Here is a 15,428-nt window from a genome sequence, read left to right as displayed (position 1 = left end):
TCCGCAGCGACATCTCGCGCGTACTTGCCTGCAGCGCCGCCGACGCCATGCACTCGCTGCCGACACATGCATGCGGCATGCTCCCGCTCCTTTCCTGCAGGTACCGTCCATGTCCGAACGTTCGCCGTTGCCGCCGCGCTGGCCGCGCCACCTGCTGGTCGCGCTGTCCTCGCTGCTGGTCTCCGCCTGCAGCAGCGTGTTCTTCGGCGGCCTCAACGCCGGCTCCGCGCGCAACGGGCTGAGCGAGCAGCGCGGGATCGTGTTCGATGCGGCGCATGGCCTGAAGCTGGACGTCTATCGCCCGGTCGCGGCGCAGAACGCCCCGGTGGTGGTGTTCTTCCACGGCGGCACCTGGAAGACCGGCAACCGCCAGCAGTACCGCTGGGCCGGCGAGGCGCTGGCGCGGCATGGCGTGGTCGCGATCGTGCCGGATTACCGCAAGTATCCGCAGGTGACCCTGGACGGTTTCATGCACGACGCCGCCAGCGCGGTCGCCTGGAGCCAGCGCCATGCCGCCGAGCACGGCGGCGACCCGCGCCGGCTGGTGCTGATGGGCCACTCCGCCGGTGCGCACATGGCCGCACTGCTGGCCACCGACGGCAGTTGGCTGCAGGCGCAAGGCCTGTCGCCGCGGCAACTGTGCGGCCTGGTCGGCCTGGCCGGTCCCTACGATTTCCTGCCGCTGACCGATCCCGACCTGATCGGCATGTTCGGCCGCGACCCGGCGCAGCAGCGGCGTTCGCAACCGGTCGCCTTCGTCGATGGCGACGAACCGCCGGCGCTGCTGCTGCACGGCGCCGACGACCGCGTGGTCGAGCCGCGCGACAGCCGTTCGCTACAGGCGGCCCTGCAAGGCGCCGGCGTGCCCGCCGAGCTGAAGCTCTATCCAGGCGTCGGCCATCTGCGCCTGGCGCTGGCGCTGCGCAAGGACGATCCGGCGCTGCCGGTCATGGCCGACAGCATCGCCTTCGTGCGCCAGTGCCAACCGCGCATGCCGCAACCGTAAACCAAGCTAGCGCAGCGTATCGAGCGCCCTCGCCGCGCGCCGCGATCCGCCCTGGAATGAAGGACGCGCCCTAGCCGGCCTTGCCGCTGCCGAGCAGTTCGAACGGCCCGCCCTGCTGCAGCGCGCGCTGGTAGGCCGGACGCTGTTCGATGCGCTGCACGAAGCCGGCCAGATTCGGATAGGCCTGCAGGCCGGCGCGCGCGGCCGCGGCCTGGACCGGGAAGCTCATCTGCACGTCGGCGGCGGTGAAGCGGTCGCCGGCGAACCAACCGGTGGCCGCCAGTTCGCGCTCCATCCAGTCCAGGTGCAGCTTCAGTTGCGGGCCGACGAAGCCGTGCATCGCCTTGTCGACGATGGCGCGGGCGATCGGCCGCACGAAGAACGGCATCTTCGCCGAACGGATGCGCCCGAACACCAGGCTCATCAGCAACGGCGGCATCGCCGAACCCTCGGCGTAATGCATCCAGTAGCGGTAGCGCAGGCGCTCGGGCGCCTCCAGCGGCTGCGGCGACGGCGACAGCGCGCGCTCGGTGTCGTAGCGCTCCACCAGGTAATCCAGGATCGCGCCGGATTCGGCCAGCACCTGGCCGTCGTCGACCAGCACCGGCGACTTGCCCAGCGGATGGATCGCGCGCAATTCCGGCGGCGCCAGCATGGTCTGCTTGTCGCGCTGGTACTTGACCACCTGGTACGGCAGCGCCAGTTCCTCCAGCAGCCACAGCACGCGCTGGGAACGGGACTGGTTGAGGTGGTGGACGGTGATCATGGCGACGGTTCCGAAGGCGCGGGGGGCGGCCATGGTAGCCGGGTCTGCGTGGGGATCGCGGCTACAGGGAACTTCCAATCACCCCGAAAAATTCAACCGGCACGCTCGCAAACCATTGATACGCTTACGTGAAATTAAGAAATAGAGGGTTTCCAGAAGCCCTATGGCCGCGCAGCGTCTCCGGTATCGACGACGCTGGAGCTGCGCTTGGCGCCGACGCCGATACGGCTCCAGGCTGGGCCAGGCAGATGCAGCAGGTACGCGCACAAATAAAAACGCCGGAAGCTTGCGCTCCCGGCGTTCTGGCGACCTTGCGGTAGCTGGCGTCTAAATTAGACGGCCTGCACCTGGTCAGCCTGCATGCCCTTCTGGCCCTGCACGGCGACGAAGGTCACCTTCTGGCCTTCCTGCAGCGACTTGAAGCCGGTGCCCTGGATGGCGCGGAAATGCACGAACAGGTCCGGGCCGCTTTCCGGGGTGATGAAGCCGAAGCCCTTGGCATCGTTGAACCACTTCACGGTACCGCTCTGACGATCAGACATTTACTAACTCCTGAAACATTGAATTGAAGAAAATCGCAGCCACCGGGTATCGGGGCCGAGACTGAGTTGCAGGCGTTGGTAAAGCGGAACGATGAAGCGGATCGCGAGATCAACTGCACCAGGCCACGATTCACGGTGACCCTAGCAAACACAGTGGACCAACCATACGCGGGTCGTCCGCAAAAAGCGACAAGTTTGTGTAGACAAACCGAGATCGCCCACAAAGATGCTGAACCCAGGCCTAAAGTTCGCGGCAGTGCGGTCGATACACCTGCCGTTCTACGCAAATTGCGCAGCCGCCCTGCCCTTGCCGGGCATTCCACTGGATAGCGTGCCAGCGCACGGAACAGTCGCCCACTATGACACTACAAGCCCCTCTCCCATCGGGAGAGGGGTTGGGGCGAGGGTACGGCGCGAAGCGTCTCGCGGAGTTTGGGTGCGCGAGGCTACGCCCGGACCCTCATCCGCCCCTTCGGGGCACCTTCTCCCGCCGGGAGAAGGGAACAGCCAGGGGTGCATAGCCCCTCTCCCGCCGGGAGAGGGGTTGGGGTGAGGGTCCGGCGCGCAGCGTCTCGCAGAGTTAGGCCACGTCGTCACGCCGGCGGCCAAACCAAAGTCTGCGCACTGACGAAACTGCGCGCCTGCCCACTGAGCGGGTCGTCGAACGCCAGGCCGCAGGCCAACAAGTGCAGCGTGTCGGCGTCAGCGCCCTCCTCCTCCGCGCGCAGCCGCGGATACAGCGCATCGCCCAGGATCGGCGCGCCCAGCGCCGCCATGTGCACGCGCAACTGATGCTTGCGGCCGGTCACCGGCGCCAGCGCGTAGCGCCACAGCGGTCCGTCCGGAGCGTCCAGCACCTCGATCCGGGTCAGGCTGTTGGCCTCGCCGTCGGCCTCGGCCATGCGGAAGAACGGCTCGCCGCGCACCAGCCGGCTTGCGCGCAGCAGCGGAAACGCCTGTCCCGGCAAGGCCGGGGCCAGCGCCTGATAGGCCTTGGCGATGCGCCGCTCGCGGAACAGCGCCTGGTAGGCGGCGCGGCTGCGCGGATCGGCCGAGAACAGCACCAGCCCGGCGGTGGCGCGGTCCAGCCGGTGCAGCGGCACCAGCGCCGGATTGCCCAGCCGCGCCACCAGCCGCGCCAGCAAGGTCTCGCGCAGGTAGCGCCCGGACGGGGTCACCGGCAGCCCATGCGGCTTGTCGGCCACCACCAGATGCGCATCGGCATGGACGATGCGCTCCACCCCGGCGATCGGCGCCTCATCGGCGACCTCGCGGAAATAGCGCACGTCCAGCCCGACCCGGTACGGCAGCGACGCCGGCAACGGCTGCCCGTGCAGATCCTGCACGCGGCCGCGGGCGCAGCGATCCTGCCACTGTGCCCGCGACACCTGCGGGAAGCGCGCGCACAAGCCGTCCAGCAGCGTCGGCCACGGCCCTGGCGGCAGCTGCCAGCGGCTCGGGGCCGGAACCAATGCGGACGGTGGGCGGGGATCGGACATCGCCACGCATTATCATGGCCGCCCTTTGATCCCGGTAGCCGCATGGCCCTCACCGCCACCCTCCGCAAGGCCGAGCTGCAGATTTCCGACATGGACCGCGGCTACTACGCGGCGCATTCGCTGACCCTGGCCCAGCATCCGTCCGAAACCGACCAGCGGCTGATGGCGCGGCTGCTGACCTTCGCCCTGTTCGCCGAGGAACGCCTGCTGTTCGGCAAGGGCCTGAGCAGCGACGACGAGCCGGACCTGTGGCGAATGGACTACACCGGCGCGATCGAGCAGTGGATCGAGGTCGGCCAGCCCGACGAATCGCGCATCCGCAAGGCCTGCGGCCGCGCCCGCGACGTGGTGGTGGTCAACTACGGCGGCCGCGTCGCCGACATCTGGTGGGAGAAGAACGCCTCCGGCCTGCTCAAGCTCAAGCCGCTGCAGGTGATCGACCTGCCCGGCGACGCGGTCGCCTCGGCGGCCGAGCTGATCCAGCGCAGCATGCGTTTCGACGTGGTGATCCAGGACGGCGAAGTGCAGTTGCTCGGCGACGAGGGCAGCGTCACCTTCACCCCGACGGTGCGCAAAGCCGCGGCATGAGCGCGCGCGCCGAGCCGATCCGGGTCGACGTCGCGGTCATCGGCGCCGGCGCCGCCGGGCTGATGTGCGCGCTGACCGCCGGCCGCCGCGGGCGCCGCGTGCGGGTGATCGAGCATGCCAACAAGGTCGGCAAGAAGATCCTGATGTCCGGCGGCGGGCGCTGCAATTTCACCAACACCGGCACCGGCCCAGGCAATTTCCTGTCCGCCAACCCGCACTTCTGCAAGTCGGCGCTGGCGCGCTACCGCCCGGCCGATTTCATCGAGATGGTCGAACGCCACGGCATCGCCTATCACGAGAAGGAACTGGGCCAGCTGTTCTGCGACATCTCCTCCAAGCAGATCGTGCGCATGCTGGTGGACGAATGCGACGCGGCCGGGGTGACCATTCGCACCCAGTGCGCGGTGCGCGGCGTGGAACGCGGCAGCGAGGGGTTTCGCATCGACAGCGACGACGGCCCGGTACACGCCGCCTCGCTGGTCGTGGCCAGCGGCGGGCTGTCCATTCCCAGCCTGGGCGCCACCGGCTTCGGCTACGAACTGGCCCGCCAGTTCGGCCACGCCGTGCTGCCGACCCGCGCCGGACTGGTGCCGCTGACCCTCAGCGGCAAGCACCAGGAACGCCTGCAGGACCTGTCGGGGCTGGCGCTGCCGGTGGAAGCCAGTTGCAATGGCGCCAGCTTCCGCAACTTCATGCTGATCACCCATCGCGGCATCAGCGGCCCGGCGATCCTGCAGATCTCCTCGTACTGGCAGCCGGGCGACGACCTGCGCCTGGACCTGCTGCCCGGGCAGGACGCGGCCGCGTGGCTGCGCGAGCAGAAGCGCCTGCGCGGCGCCGCCGAGCTGCGCACGGTACTGGGCGAGGCCCTGCCGCGCCGCTTCGCGCAGCGCCTGTGCGAGGTCTGGCTGCCGGACAAGCCGGTCCGCCAGCTCGACGAACCGCAGCTGCGCGCCGCCGCGGCCCTGCTCGGCGCCTGGCCGCTGGTGGCCAGCGGCACCGAGGGCTACCGCACCGCCGAGGTCACCCTGGGCGGGGTGGATACCGATCAGGTGTCGTCGGCGACCATGGAATCGCGCCAGATGCCCGGCCTGTACTTCGTCGGCGAGGTGCTGGACGTGACCGGCTGGCTGGGCGGCTACAACTTCCAATGGGCCTGGGCCTCGGGCCATGCCGCTGGCGGAGGGGCCTGACGGCCGGGATTCGGGATTCGGGATTGGGGATTCGCAACGGCGCGCTTCGATGTTTACACCCAGCTTTGGTCAACCCACGAACGTTCAGGCACCGGGAACCGCTGTAACGAATCCCCAATCCCAAATCCCGAATCCCGGCCACACATGGACGCCGCTGCGGGCATCGTGTATTAAACCCCGTCTCCGGGAGGCTTCATGCAAACAGGCAAAGACACCACCCTGCGCCTGATGATCGTCGACGACAGCGGTGAAGACGCCGAAGCGATCGTCAGCAGCCTGCGCAACAGCGGCATCGCGGTGCGGCCGTCGCGGCCGCAGCACGCAGAGGAACTGGGCGCCATGCTCGCCGCGCAGCCGATCGACCTGGTGCTGAGCGCGCGCTCGCAGGCCATCCCGCTGCCGCAGGTGCTGCAGCGCGTGGGCGCCAGCGGCAAGGACATCCCGGTGATCCTGCTCGCCGACAGCATCGACGAGAACGAATGGGTCGAGGCGGTGGCCGGCGGCGCGCGCGCGATCGCCCTGCGCCAGCGTCCCGAGCACCTGCTGTCGGTGCTGCGCAACACCTGGGCCGACCTGCACGCGCGCCGCGGCCTGCGCCGGATCGAGGCGCAGATGCGCGAGACCGAGCGCCGCTGCGATGCGCTGATCGCCTCCTCGCGCGATCCGATCGCCTACATCCACGAAGGCATGCACATCCGCGCCAACGACGCCTACCTGGAGATGTTCGGCTTCGACTCGTTCGACGACGTGGAAGGCGTCTCGCTGCTGGACATGGTCGCGCCGCAGCACGTGGAGGAATTCAAGCAACTGCTGAAGTCGCTGGGCAAGGGCGAACCGCCGCCGGCGCAGTACCAGGTCGACGCGCGCACGATGGAGGGCGAGAGCTTCCCGGCAACGATGGAGTTCGCCACCGCCAGCTACGAGGGCGAGGCCTGCGTGCAGGTGGTGTTCCGCCGCCGCGAGGAATTCGATCCGGAACTGGCGCGCGAGGTCGAGGACCTGCGCCAGCGCGACCAGGTCACCGGCCTGCTCAACCGTCCGACCTTCATGCTGGCGCTGGAGAACGCGGTGGCCCAGGTCGGCCGCGGCGACGGCCATTACGGCTTCCTGCTGGTCGAACCCGACCACTACACGCGGCTGCTGGCCGACATCGGCCTGGACTCGGCCGACGCGCTGGTGGCGGCGCTGGCCCAGCACCTGGCCGCGGCGATCGACGGCGACGTGCAGGCGGCGCGCTTCGGCGAGCACAATTTCGCGCTACTGCTGCAGGGCGACTACGCCCGCACCTCGGCGCAGGCCGAGCGCCTGCTCAACGCCTACGCCGCGCACGTGTTCAGCGTCGGCGAACGCTCGGCCACGGTCACCGTCAGCATCGGCGGCGTGCAGATCGGCGAGAAGATCGCCACCGTCGGCCAGGTCCTGGCCCGCGCCAGCGAGAACGTGCAGGCCACCATCGAACTGGGCGGCAACGCCTGCAAGATCTTCGACCCCGGCGCGGCCGACCGGGTCGAGGAAGAGCGCATCCAGCGCTGGGTGCAGCAACTGCGCGAGGCGCTGGCCGGCGACGGCTTCCTGCTGCACTACCAGCCGGTGCTGAACCTGCAGGGCGAGCCGCACGAACTGTACGAGGCCTACCTGCGCCTGGAGCGCAACGACGAGATCATCGGCCCGACCACGTTCCTTGGCATCGCCACCGAACACGGGCTGATGGCCGAGATCGACCGCTGGGTGGTGGCGCGCGCGATCGCGGTGATCGGCGAGCGCCAGCGCGCCGGCCATGCCACCAGCCTGCTGGTTAAGATCAGCCCGGACGCCTTCGCCGACCTGCAGATGGTGGAGCTGATCCGCCGCGAACTGGCCGCGCACGGCGTGCCCGGCGAGCGGCTGTGGCTGCAGACGCCGGAAGCCAAGGTATTCACCCACCTGCGCAATGCGCAGCAGTTCCTGGCGGCGGCCACCGGACTGGGCTGCAAGGTCGGGCTGGAGCAGTTCGGCTCGGGCCTGGACTCGTTCCAGTTGCTGGCGCATTTCCAGCCTTCGTTCCTGAAACTGGATCGCGGCTTCACCCAGGACCTGGCGCAGACCCGCGAACACCAGGAAAAGATCCGCGAGATCACCGAGCGCGCGCAGTCGGCCGGGATCCGCAGCATCGCCGAGTTCGTCGCCGACGCTACCTCGATGAGCCTGCTGTTCAGCGCCGGCGTCGACTACGTGCAGGGCGAATTCGTCGGCCTGGCGGGACCGGGGATGAGCTTCGATTTTGCTTGAAGGCCGGGATTCGGCATTGGGGATTGGGGATTCGCAACGGCAGTGGCCAGGCCGTTCCACACGAACCTGCAAAAAGAAACGCCAGGCGGGGTGCCCTGCCTGGCGTTGCCTGAGTCGACTGCTAAGCGCAGCCGGCGGTTCGAGTCCGCCGTGGCGGGAGGACCTGCCGCCTGCCTCAGCTCACCGTCGCGTTGCTGTGCGAGGCGCGCAGCGTGGCGATGCGCTCGGACAGCGGCGGGTGGCTCATGAACAGCTTGCGCAGGCCCTGGCCCAGGCCGCCGGCGATGCCGAACGCCTGCACCTGCGACGGCAGCGTGCTCTGCCCGTGGTTGAGTTCCAGCCGCTGCAGCGCCGCGATCATCTTGTTGCGACCGGCCAGGCTGGCGCCGCCGGCGTCGGCGCGGAACTCGCGGTAGCGCGAGAACCACATCGCGATCATCGTCGCGAACAGGCCGAACACCATCTCCAGCACCATCACGATGGCGTAGTAGGCCAGGCCGCGGCGGCCGCCGTCGCGGTTGCCGGACAGGTAGCCGTCCACCACCCCGCCGACCACCCGCGCCAGCACGATCACGAAGGTGTTCAGCACGCCCTGCAGCAGCGCCATCGTCACCATGTCGCCATTGGCGACGTGGCTGATCTCATGCGCGAGCACGGCTTCCGCTTCGTCTTCGGTCATGTTCCGCAGCAGGCCGGTGGACACCGCGACCAGCGCGTTGTTGCGATTGGCGCCGGTGGCGAAGGCGTTGATCTCCGGGCCGTCGTAGACCGCGACCTCGGGCATGCCGATGCCGGCGGCCTGCGCCTGCCGCCGCACCGTCTCCAGCAGCCAGCGCTCGGTGTGGTTGCGCGGCTCGGTGATCACCTGCGCGCCGGTGGCGCGCTTGGCCATGAACTTGGACAGCAGCAGCGACACCAGCGAGCCGCCGAAGCCGAACAGCGCGGCCATCACCAGCAGGCCGCCCATCTGGTTGGGATTGATCCCGAACACGGACATGACAATGCCGGCCAGCACCAGCACCGCCAGATTGGTGATGAGGAACAGGGCGATTCGATTGAACATGCAGGCGTGGACTCCGCACCAGGAAAAATGAAGGACTGACTCGAATCTGCGGCGCGTACAGCTTGAATTCAAGCGCATACCTGACCGACGATTCAGCTTGCCCATGTCCTCGCCCCCTCCCTACCGCGGCCGTTTCGCGCCCTCGCCCACCGGCCCGCTGCACCTGGGCTCGCTGCTCGCCGCGTTCGGCAGCTGGCTGCTGGCGCGCCATGCCGGCGGCGAGTGGTTGCTGCGCATCGAGGACGTGGACAGGCCGCGCAGCGTGCCCGGCGCGGCCGAACGCCAACTCGCCAGCCTGCGCGCCTTCGGGCTGGAAGCAGATGGGCAGATCCTGCGCCAGAGCGAGCGCGGCGCCGTCTACCAGGCCGCCGCGCAGCGCCTGCTGCAGAGCGGCCAGGCGTTCGCCTGCAGTTGCAGCCGCAGCGAACTGGCCGCGCAAGGCGGCGTGCACCACCGCTGCGTGGCCGCGCAGGTGCGGCCGCAACCGGCGCTGCGCCTGCGCGTGGCCGCGGGTAGCACGGTCGGGTTTCGCGACGGCGCGCGCGGCGATGTCGAACAGGACGTGCATGCCGAGGTCGGCGATTTCGTGCTGCTGCGCGCCGACGGCTGCTGGGCCTATCAGTTGGCGGTGGTGGTCGACGATGCCGCGCAAGGCATCAGCGACGTGGTCCGCGGCGCCGACCTGCTCGATTCGACGCCGCGGCAGATCCTGCTGCAGCGCGCACTGGGCCTGCCGACGCCGAACTACCTGCACCTGCCGCTGCTGCTCGGCGGCGACGGCCGCAAGCTGTCCAAATCGCATGCGGCGCTGCCGCTGGACGACGCCGATCCGCTGCCCGCGCTGCGCATGGCCTGGACCCTGCTGGGGCAGGTTCCGGCGGCGCTGGCTGGGGCCGGCTCGGTGGCCGCACTGCTGGCCGCGGCGCTGCGCGCGTTCGAGCCGGCACGGCTGCCGGCGCAGGATCGGACGCTGGCGGACGCGACCGGTATCCCCAGCGACGCCAAGGCTGACTAGAATCGGGGTTTCGGCTGCGGCGCGGCCCTCTCCTCTTCCCCCATCCGGAGCGAATCCATGACATCACGCGTTGCGCTGGTCACCGGCGGTACCGGCGGCATCGGCACCGCCATCTGCGAGCGGTTGGCCGCACAGGGCCACCGCGTGGCCAGCAACTACCGCGACGCGGCCAAGGCGCACGCCTGGCAGCAGCGCATGCGCGAACGCGGCCACGAGATCGCCATCGTCGCCGGCGACGTCGCCTCGCCCGACCACGCGCAAGCGCTGGTGCAGGAAGTGGAGCGGCAGCTCGGCCCGATCGAGGTGCTGATCAACAACGCCGGCATCACCCGCGACACCACCTTCCACAAGATGACCGCCGAGCAGTGGCACGAGGTCATCAACACCAACCTCAACTCGGTGTTCAACGTCACCCGCCCGGTGATCGAAGCCATGCGCAAGCAACGCTGGGGCCGGGTCATCCAGATCAGTTCGATCAACGGCCTGAAGGGCCAGTACGGCCAGGCCAACTACGCCGCGGCCAAGGCCGGCATGCACGGCTTCACCATTTCCCTGGCACGCGAGAACGCCGGCTACGGCATCACCGTCAACACGGTGTCGCCGGGCTACGTGGCCACCGACATGGTGATGTCGGTGCCGGAAGAGGTGCGCGCCAAGATCATCGCCGACATCCCCACCGGGCGCCTGGGCAGGCCGGAGGAGATCGCCTACGCGGTCGCGTTCCTGGTCGCCGAAGAGGCGGCCTGGATCACCGGCTCCAACCTGGACATCAACGGCGGCCACCACATGGGCTGGTAGCGACAGGCGACTGAACCGCTCAGGCGCGCGGGCGGCACAGTCGAGGTAACGCTACCGAAAATGCTGCAGCTGGCATTGCGCGCTTCGCATCCGTGCTGCGCAGCATTTTTTTTGCCGTCGCGCCCGAGTTCAGGGGCTTTTGGCGGTTGCAAGCCCTGCTGCGCTGCGCCATGCTGCGCGCCTACCGTCAAGAGCGAACGCTTCATGGCTGAGATCCGCATCATCAAGAAGTACCCCAATCGCCGCCTCTACGACACCGAGATTTCCAGTTACATCACGATCGAAGACGTCCGCCAGCTGATCATCGACGGCGAAGAATTCGAGGTCCGCGACGCCAAGACCGGCGAAGACCTCAGCCGCGCGGTATTGCTGCAGATCATCGCCGACCAGGAACAGGACGGCGAACCGATGCTGTCCACGCAGTTGCTCAGCCAGATCATCCGTTTCTACGGCGATTCGCTGCAGGGCTTCATGGGCAACTACCTGGAGCGCAGCATGCAGGTGTTCCTGGACCAGCAGCAGCAGTTCCGCCAGCAGATGGGCAATCTGCTCGGGCAGACCCCGTGGACCATGATGAACCAGCTCACCGAGCGCAACATGGAGCTGTGGCAGGAATTCCAGCGCAACCTCGGCACCGGCTTCGGCCGTCCTGCCGCGGGTGGCACCAAGCCGAGCGAGCCGCCGGCCGCCGGCGCCGCACCGAAGTCGCGCGCGCGCTGAGCCGCGCCGCAGAGCGCTCCGCCGCTCCCGCCCACTGCAGGAGCGGCTTCAGCCGCGACAGGCTTTACCAATAGTGCCTGTCGCGGCTGAAGCCGCTCCTACAAAATTTTGCCGCTACCTCAGCGCGAACGCGGCGCTGGCGACGTCCGGCAACCGGCACAGATCCGCTCGACCTTGTAACCGCGCGCGCGCAACGCTTCGACCACGCCGTCGGGGCCGAGCAGGTGCAAGGCGCCGACCACCACCAGGGTGTCGCCCTGGCCGTCGCGCAGGCGCTGCTCCAGCCGCGGCACCCAGGCCTGATTGCGATCGACGTTGATGCGCTGGTATAGCCGCGGATAGTCGCGCTTCATCTCCACGCCCATGTCCTGCCAAAGCACGCGCTCGTCGCCGCGGCGCCAGGCATCGTGCAGGCGTTGGGTCTGCGCCGCGCCCTGTTCGGCATCATCCAGCGCTTCGACCAGCATCTGCTTCTGCTCCACCGGCTCCATGCCGTCGAGCATCGCGATCTGCGCCTGCGCGGTTTCCAGGCCCTCGACCGTCTTGCCGGCCTGCACCGCCATGTCCATGAAATGCCGGTCCAGCCCGGCATCGGCCTGCAGCCCCTGCGCCTTCATCTCGGCGATGCTGATGCTCAGGCCGACGAACCAGGGTTCGAATCCGCCCATCTGCTCCAGCGGCAGGCCGTGGCCGGCGGCGTAGCGGCGCAGGCGCTGCCAGGCGGCCGCGTCCAGATCGTCCTGCAGGCGCTTGCCGTCCTGGCGCTGCGCCGCCTGCAGCATCTGCGCGCCCAGCTGCGGCGACGCCACGTCCTGCGGCGACAGTTCGAACAGCAGCCGCGGCGACGCGGCGTAGGCGGCATCCACCTCGTGCGCGAGCGGATAGTCGTCCTGCTTGAGCAGGTGGAACGAACCGAGCAGGTACAGCGCGCCGCGCGGCCCGCTGACTTTCCACAGCAGCGGCGTCGGCGGCGCCGGCGGCGCATTGGGCGCCGCAGCCGCAGCCGCGGGTGGTACGCGCGCCGGCACCGGCGCGGCGGCGAACAGGGTCAGACACAACAGCAGGCAGCGCAGCAGGCGCGGGATCGGCGTCATCGGAAGTCTCGGTTCAATGTGCGGCGGCGTAGGTCTTCTCGCCGGCTTCCACCGCCAGGTCCAGCCGGTTCTCCGGCGGCGGCAGCGGACAGGTCGCGAACGGGGTGAACGCGCACGGCGGGTTGTAGGCACGATTGAAATCCAGCACCACGCTGCCGTCGGCGTTCGGCGCCGGCACGTCCAGGAAGCGCCCGGCCGGATAGCTGCCGCGGCCGCTGGTGCGGTCGGCGAACACCACGAACAGCGGGCGTCCGGGTTCGCCGATCGCTTCCAGGCGGAAGCGCTTGCCGTCGCGCTCGAACTCCAGCGCGCCTGCGTTGGGCGACTCGGTGGTGACGCCGATGATGTCGACGATCGGCAGGGTCTTGCCCTGCGCGTTGGGCACGAAACGACCGCGGATGCGCCAGGATTCGGCCGGCGGCCAATCGTTCAGCCCGGCGAAGCCGAGCCGGGTCGGCGCATCGGCGTGCTTGACCCGCAGCGCATAGCGGCCGCCGCGCTCGATCAGGCTCAGCTTGCCCTTGCCGCCGTCGAAGTCGATCACGCTCGGCGTCGCGTCGTGGTCGCTGTACACGCGCGTGCGCCGCTGCAGCGGCTTGCCGTCCATGCTCAGCCCTGCGCCGGGTTCCGGGGTCAGGAACACCTGCGCGCCCACCCGCGACACCAACGCCATCCGCACCGGTCCGACCGCCAGGCGGATGCCGCTGCCGGGGCCGCTGCCGATGTAGTGCTCCTTCAGTTCCAGCCAGTGCAGGCCGACTAGGCTGGTCCAGCCGTCGGCGGCCTGCAGTTCCTGCTTGCGCTGTTCGCGCCAACGCTGCTGCTCGGCCAGGAACGCCTTGTCGGCGACCGCCGGCGCGGCCGGTGCCGGTGCCTGCTTGCCGCATGCGCCCAACGCGAGCAGCGCTGCCAGCAGCGCCGCCGCCCTTCCCCGCTTGCCCATCAGCGCCCCCGTAAGAACCAACGATCGATCTCGCCCAGCGTGAACCGTGCCCAGGTCGGGCGCCCATGATTGCACTGCCCGGAGCGCTCGGTGGTTTCCATGTCGCGCAACAGCGCGTTCATTTCCGGTACGGTGAGGCGCCGGTTGGCGCGCACCGCGCCGTGGCAAGCCATCGTCGACAGCAGTTCGTCGCGCGCGCCGGCGATGCGGCGGCTGTGGCCGTGCTCGCGCAGGTCGGTCAGCACGTCGCGCAGCAAGGCTTCCGGCTCGGCCTGCGCCAACAACGCAGGGATGCTGCGCACGTGCAGCGATTGCGGACCGCTGCGGGTGATCTCGAAGCCGAGCGCGGCCAGCGTTTCCGCCTCGCGTTCGGCGGTGTCGGCGTCGCGCTCGCCCACCGCCAGGGTGATCGGCACCAGCAGCGGCTGCGCATGCAGGCCGATGCCGTCGTGCGCGTTCTTCAGCCGCTCGTAGCCGATGCGTTCGTGCGCGGCGTGCATGTCCACCACAATCAGGCCTTCGGCGTTCTCGGCCAGGATGTAGATGCCGTGCAGTTGCGCGATCGCATAGCCGAGCGGCGGCACGCCGCTGTCGGCCGAAGTCGCCGGCAGGCCGCCAGCTGCGTCCTGTGCGAGCAGCGGCATCCCTGCTGCGGCATCGCCGGCGCCGGCCGGCGCGGCGTACAGCGCGGCGTAGGCGGCCGGCGCCTCGTTGACGCGCAGGCCGAGCGGCGACTGCGCCGGGCGCCATTGCGCGCCGTAGCCCTGGCCGCCGGAGCCACTGCCGCTCGCATTGCCGGACATCGGCAACGCACCGCCGGCATACGCCAGCGGCGCCGCCTGCGCGGCATCGCCCGCGGTCGGCGTGCTGCCGGCGCGGGTCTGCGCCAGCGCGTCCTGCAGCGTGCGATAGACGAAGTCGTGGATCAGCCGCGCATCGCGGAAGCGCACCTCGTGCTTGGCCGGATGCACGTTGACGTCGACCCGCGCCGGCTCCAGTTCCAGGAACAGCACATAGGCCGGTTGCCGGCCATGGAACAGCACGTCGCCATAGGCCATCTTCACCGCATGCGCGACGCTGCGGTCGCGCACCGAGCGGCCGTTGACGTACAGGTACTGCTGGTCGGCGCTGGCGCGCGAATAATGCGGTTGCGCGATCCAGCCGTGCAGGCGCAGCCCGGCGCCGCTGTGGTCCACGCGCAGCGCCTGCCGCGCGAAGTCCTCGCCCAGGGTTTCGCCCAGCCGCGCATCCGAATACAGGTCGCCCGGCTTGTAGCGCCGCGACGGCTTGCCGTTGTGCGACACGCGCAATTCCACGTCCGGGCGCGCCAACGCCAGCGAACGCAGCCATTCCTCGATATGGCCGAGTTCGGTGCGCTCGGCGCGCAGGAACTTGCGCCGCGCCGGCACGTTGTAGAACAGCTCGCGCACCTCGACCGTGGTGCCCGGCGCCTGCGCGCGCGGCTGCACCTGCCCGACCTTGCCGCCGTCGACCTGCAGCGCGGCGCCGTGCTCGTCGCCGGGGCGGCGCGAGGACAGGGTGAAGCGGCTGACCGAGGCGATCGACGGCAGCGCTTCGCCGCGGAAGCCGAGCGTGCCGACCGACTCCAGGTCGTCGAGCGAGGCGATCTTGCTGGTCGCGTGCCGCGACACCGCCAGCGGCAATTCCTCCGACGGAATGCCGCCGCCGTCGTCGCGGATCCGGATCAGGCGCACACCGCCTTCTTCCAGGTCGATGTCCACGCGGCGCGCGCCGGCGTCCAGCGCGTTCTCGACCAGTTCCTTGACCACCGAGGCCGGACGCTCGACCACTTCGCCCGCGGCGATCTGGTTGATCAGGATCTCGGGCAATTGGCGAATGCTCATGCCGGCTCGCTCCCGCACTGCGGCGCGCACGCGCAACGCGGCCGACGCGCGATCGCGCCGGATTCGGA

14 protein-coding genes are annotated in these 15,428 nt (G+C 69.5%); 7 read left to right on the top strand and 7 right to left on the bottom strand.

Going from position 1 to position 15,428, the window contains the following annotated elements:
- The first annotated feature begins 109 nt into the window (after positions 1-109).
- Positions 110-1,006 (top strand): alpha/beta hydrolase, encoded by an 897-nt coding sequence (locus HEP74_RS08805; RefSeq protein ID WP_185816099.1) that lies wholly within the window; start codon positions 110-112, stop codon positions 1,004-1,006.
- Between the two features lie 70 nt (positions 1,007-1,076).
- On the opposite strand, the gene HEP74_RS08800 is transcribed toward HEP74_RS08805, so the two are convergent.
- The 3 genes from HEP74_RS08800 to HEP74_RS08790 form a co-directional block, all read right to left on the bottom strand.
- Positions 1,077-1,772, bottom strand: coding sequence for a glutathione S-transferase family protein (locus tag HEP74_RS08800; RefSeq protein ID WP_185816098.1), 696 nt, complete (start codon positions 1,770-1,772; stop codon positions 1,077-1,079).
- 332 nt (positions 1,773-2,104) lie between these two features.
- Positions 2,105-2,314: a cold-shock protein gene (locus HEP74_RS08795; protein WP_006451993.1), complete on the bottom strand. Its 210-nt coding sequence runs from the start codon at positions 2,312-2,314 to the stop codon at positions 2,105-2,107.
- 593 nt (positions 2,315-2,907) lie between these two features.
- Entirely contained in the window at positions 2,908-3,813 is a 906-nt protein-coding gene (locus HEP74_RS08790) for a pseudouridine synthase (protein ID WP_185816097.1), read from the bottom strand.
- A gap of 42 nt (positions 3,814-3,855) precedes the next feature.
- On the opposite strand from HEP74_RS08790, the gene HEP74_RS08785 reads away from it, so the two are divergent.
- The 3 genes from HEP74_RS08785 (at position 3,856) to HEP74_RS08775 (ending at position 7,862) form a co-directional block, all read left to right on the top strand.
- On the top strand, positions 3,856-4,401 hold the full coding sequence (locus HEP74_RS08785) for a YaeQ family protein (RefSeq protein WP_185816096.1): 546 nt from the start codon (positions 3,856-3,858) through the stop codon (positions 4,399-4,401).
- Positions 4,398-5,594 carry a BaiN/RdsA family NAD(P)/FAD-dependent oxidoreductase gene (locus HEP74_RS08780; RefSeq protein ID WP_185816095.1) on the top strand — a complete coding sequence of 399 codons (1,197 nt, stop codon included), beginning with the start codon at positions 4,398-4,400 and terminating at the stop codon, positions 5,592-5,594. Before HEP74_RS08785 ends, HEP74_RS08780 begins: the two co-directional genes overlap by 4 nt.
- A gap of 195 nt (positions 5,595-5,789) precedes the next feature.
- Positions 5,790-7,862 carry an EAL domain-containing response regulator gene (locus HEP74_RS08775; protein ID WP_185816094.1) on the top strand — a complete coding sequence of 691 codons (2,073 nt, stop codon included), beginning with the start codon at positions 5,790-5,792 and terminating at the stop codon, positions 7,860-7,862.
- A 175-nt stretch (positions 7,863-8,037) separates the two neighbouring features.
- Here HEP74_RS08775 and htpX read toward each other — a convergent pair whose 3' ends face one another.
- Positions 8,038-8,925, bottom strand: a complete 888-nt coding sequence (gene htpX / locus HEP74_RS08770; RefSeq protein WP_185816093.1) for a protease HtpX — start codon at positions 8,923-8,925, stop codon at positions 8,038-8,040.
- A 103-nt stretch (positions 8,926-9,028) separates the two neighbouring features.
- Between htpX and gluQRS the strand changes: the two genes are divergently transcribed.
- The 3 genes from gluQRS (at position 9,029) to phaR (ending at position 11,458) form a co-directional block, all read left to right on the top strand.
- Positions 9,029-9,940, top strand: coding sequence for a tRNA glutamyl-Q(34) synthetase GluQRS (gluQRS, locus tag HEP74_RS08765; RefSeq protein ID WP_185816092.1), 912 nt, complete (start codon positions 9,029-9,031; stop codon positions 9,938-9,940).
- Between the two features lie 57 nt (positions 9,941-9,997).
- Positions 9,998-10,738, top strand: coding sequence for an acetoacetyl-CoA reductase (gene phbB / locus HEP74_RS08760; protein ID WP_185816091.1), 741 nt, complete (start codon positions 9,998-10,000; stop codon positions 10,736-10,738).
- A gap of 204 nt (positions 10,739-10,942) precedes the next feature.
- The gene (phaR, locus tag HEP74_RS08755; protein ID WP_009597630.1) at positions 10,943-11,458 is read left to right on the top strand and encodes a polyhydroxyalkanoate synthesis repressor PhaR; all 516 of its coding nucleotides are present in this window, start codon (positions 10,943-10,945) and stop codon (positions 11,456-11,458) included.
- Between the two features lie 119 nt (positions 11,459-11,577).
- Here the strand turns inward: phaR and HEP74_RS08750 are convergent, their stop codons facing one another.
- The 3 genes from HEP74_RS08750 to mutL are packed head-to-tail and all read right to left on the bottom strand — an operon-like array spanning position 11,578 to position 15,360.
- Entirely contained in the window at positions 11,578-12,552 is a 975-nt protein-coding gene (locus tag HEP74_RS08750) for a TraB/GumN family protein (protein ID WP_185816090.1), read from the bottom strand.
- A 13-nt stretch (positions 12,553-12,565) separates the two neighbouring features.
- Entirely contained in the window at positions 12,566-13,495 is a 930-nt protein-coding gene (locus HEP74_RS08745; RefSeq protein WP_185816089.1) for a DUF1684 domain-containing protein, read from the bottom strand.
- Entirely contained in the window at positions 13,495-15,360 is a 1,866-nt protein-coding gene (mutL, locus tag HEP74_RS08740) for a DNA mismatch repair endonuclease MutL (protein ID WP_185816088.1), read from the bottom strand. Before mutL ends, HEP74_RS08745 begins: the two co-directional genes overlap by 1 nt.
- Positions 15,361-15,428 lie beyond the last annotated feature (68 nt).

This window comes from Xanthomonas sp. SS (genome assembly GCF_014236835.1).
Taxonomy (GTDB): Bacteria; Pseudomonadota; Gammaproteobacteria; order Xanthomonadales; family Xanthomonadaceae; genus Xanthomonas_A.
This window is presented reverse-complemented; position numbering and strand designations above follow the sequence as displayed.

Bases quoted from the DNA above. Each gene is read 5' to 3' on its own strand.
- HEP74_RS08805 (WP_185816099.1), top strand. From the start codon at position 110: ATGTCCGAACGTTCGCCGTTGCCGCCGCGCTGGCCGCGCCACCTGCTG.
- HEP74_RS08800 (WP_185816098.1), bottom strand. From the start codon at position 1,772: ATGATCACCGTCCACCACCTCAACCAGTCCCGTTCCCAGCGCGTGCTG.
- HEP74_RS08795 (WP_006451993.1), bottom strand. From the start codon at position 2,314: ATGTCTGATCGTCAGAGCGGTACCGTGAAGTGGTTCAACGATGCCAAG.
- HEP74_RS08790 (WP_185816097.1), bottom strand. From the start codon at position 3,813: ATGTCCGATCCCCGCCCACCGTCCGCATTGGTTCCGGCCCCGAGCCGC.
- HEP74_RS08785 (WP_185816096.1), top strand. From the start codon at position 3,856: ATGGCCCTCACCGCCACCCTCCGCAAGGCCGAGCTGCAGATTTCCGAC.
- HEP74_RS08780 (WP_185816095.1), top strand. From the start codon at position 4,398: ATGAGCGCGCGCGCCGAGCCGATCCGGGTCGACGTCGCGGTCATCGGC.
- HEP74_RS08775 (WP_185816094.1), top strand. From the start codon at position 5,790: ATGCAAACAGGCAAAGACACCACCCTGCGCCTGATGATCGTCGACGAC.
- htpX (WP_185816093.1), bottom strand. From the start codon at position 8,925: ATGTTCAATCGAATCGCCCTGTTCCTCATCACCAATCTGGCGGTGCTG.
- gluQRS (WP_185816092.1), top strand. From the start codon at position 9,029: ATGTCCTCGCCCCCTCCCTACCGCGGCCGTTTCGCGCCCTCGCCCACC.
- phbB (WP_185816091.1), top strand. From the start codon at position 9,998: ATGACATCACGCGTTGCGCTGGTCACCGGCGGTACCGGCGGCATCGGC.
- phaR (WP_009597630.1), top strand. From the start codon at position 10,943: ATGGCTGAGATCCGCATCATCAAGAAGTACCCCAATCGCCGCCTCTAC.
- HEP74_RS08750 (WP_185816090.1), bottom strand. From the start codon at position 12,552: ATGACGCCGATCCCGCGCCTGCTGCGCTGCCTGCTGTTGTGTCTGACC.
- HEP74_RS08745 (WP_185816089.1), bottom strand. From the start codon at position 13,495: ATGGGCAAGCGGGGAAGGGCGGCGGCGCTGCTGGCAGCGCTGCTCGCG.
- mutL (WP_185816088.1), bottom strand. From the start codon at position 15,360: ATGAGCATTCGCCAATTGCCCGAGATCCTGATCAACCAGATCGCCGCG.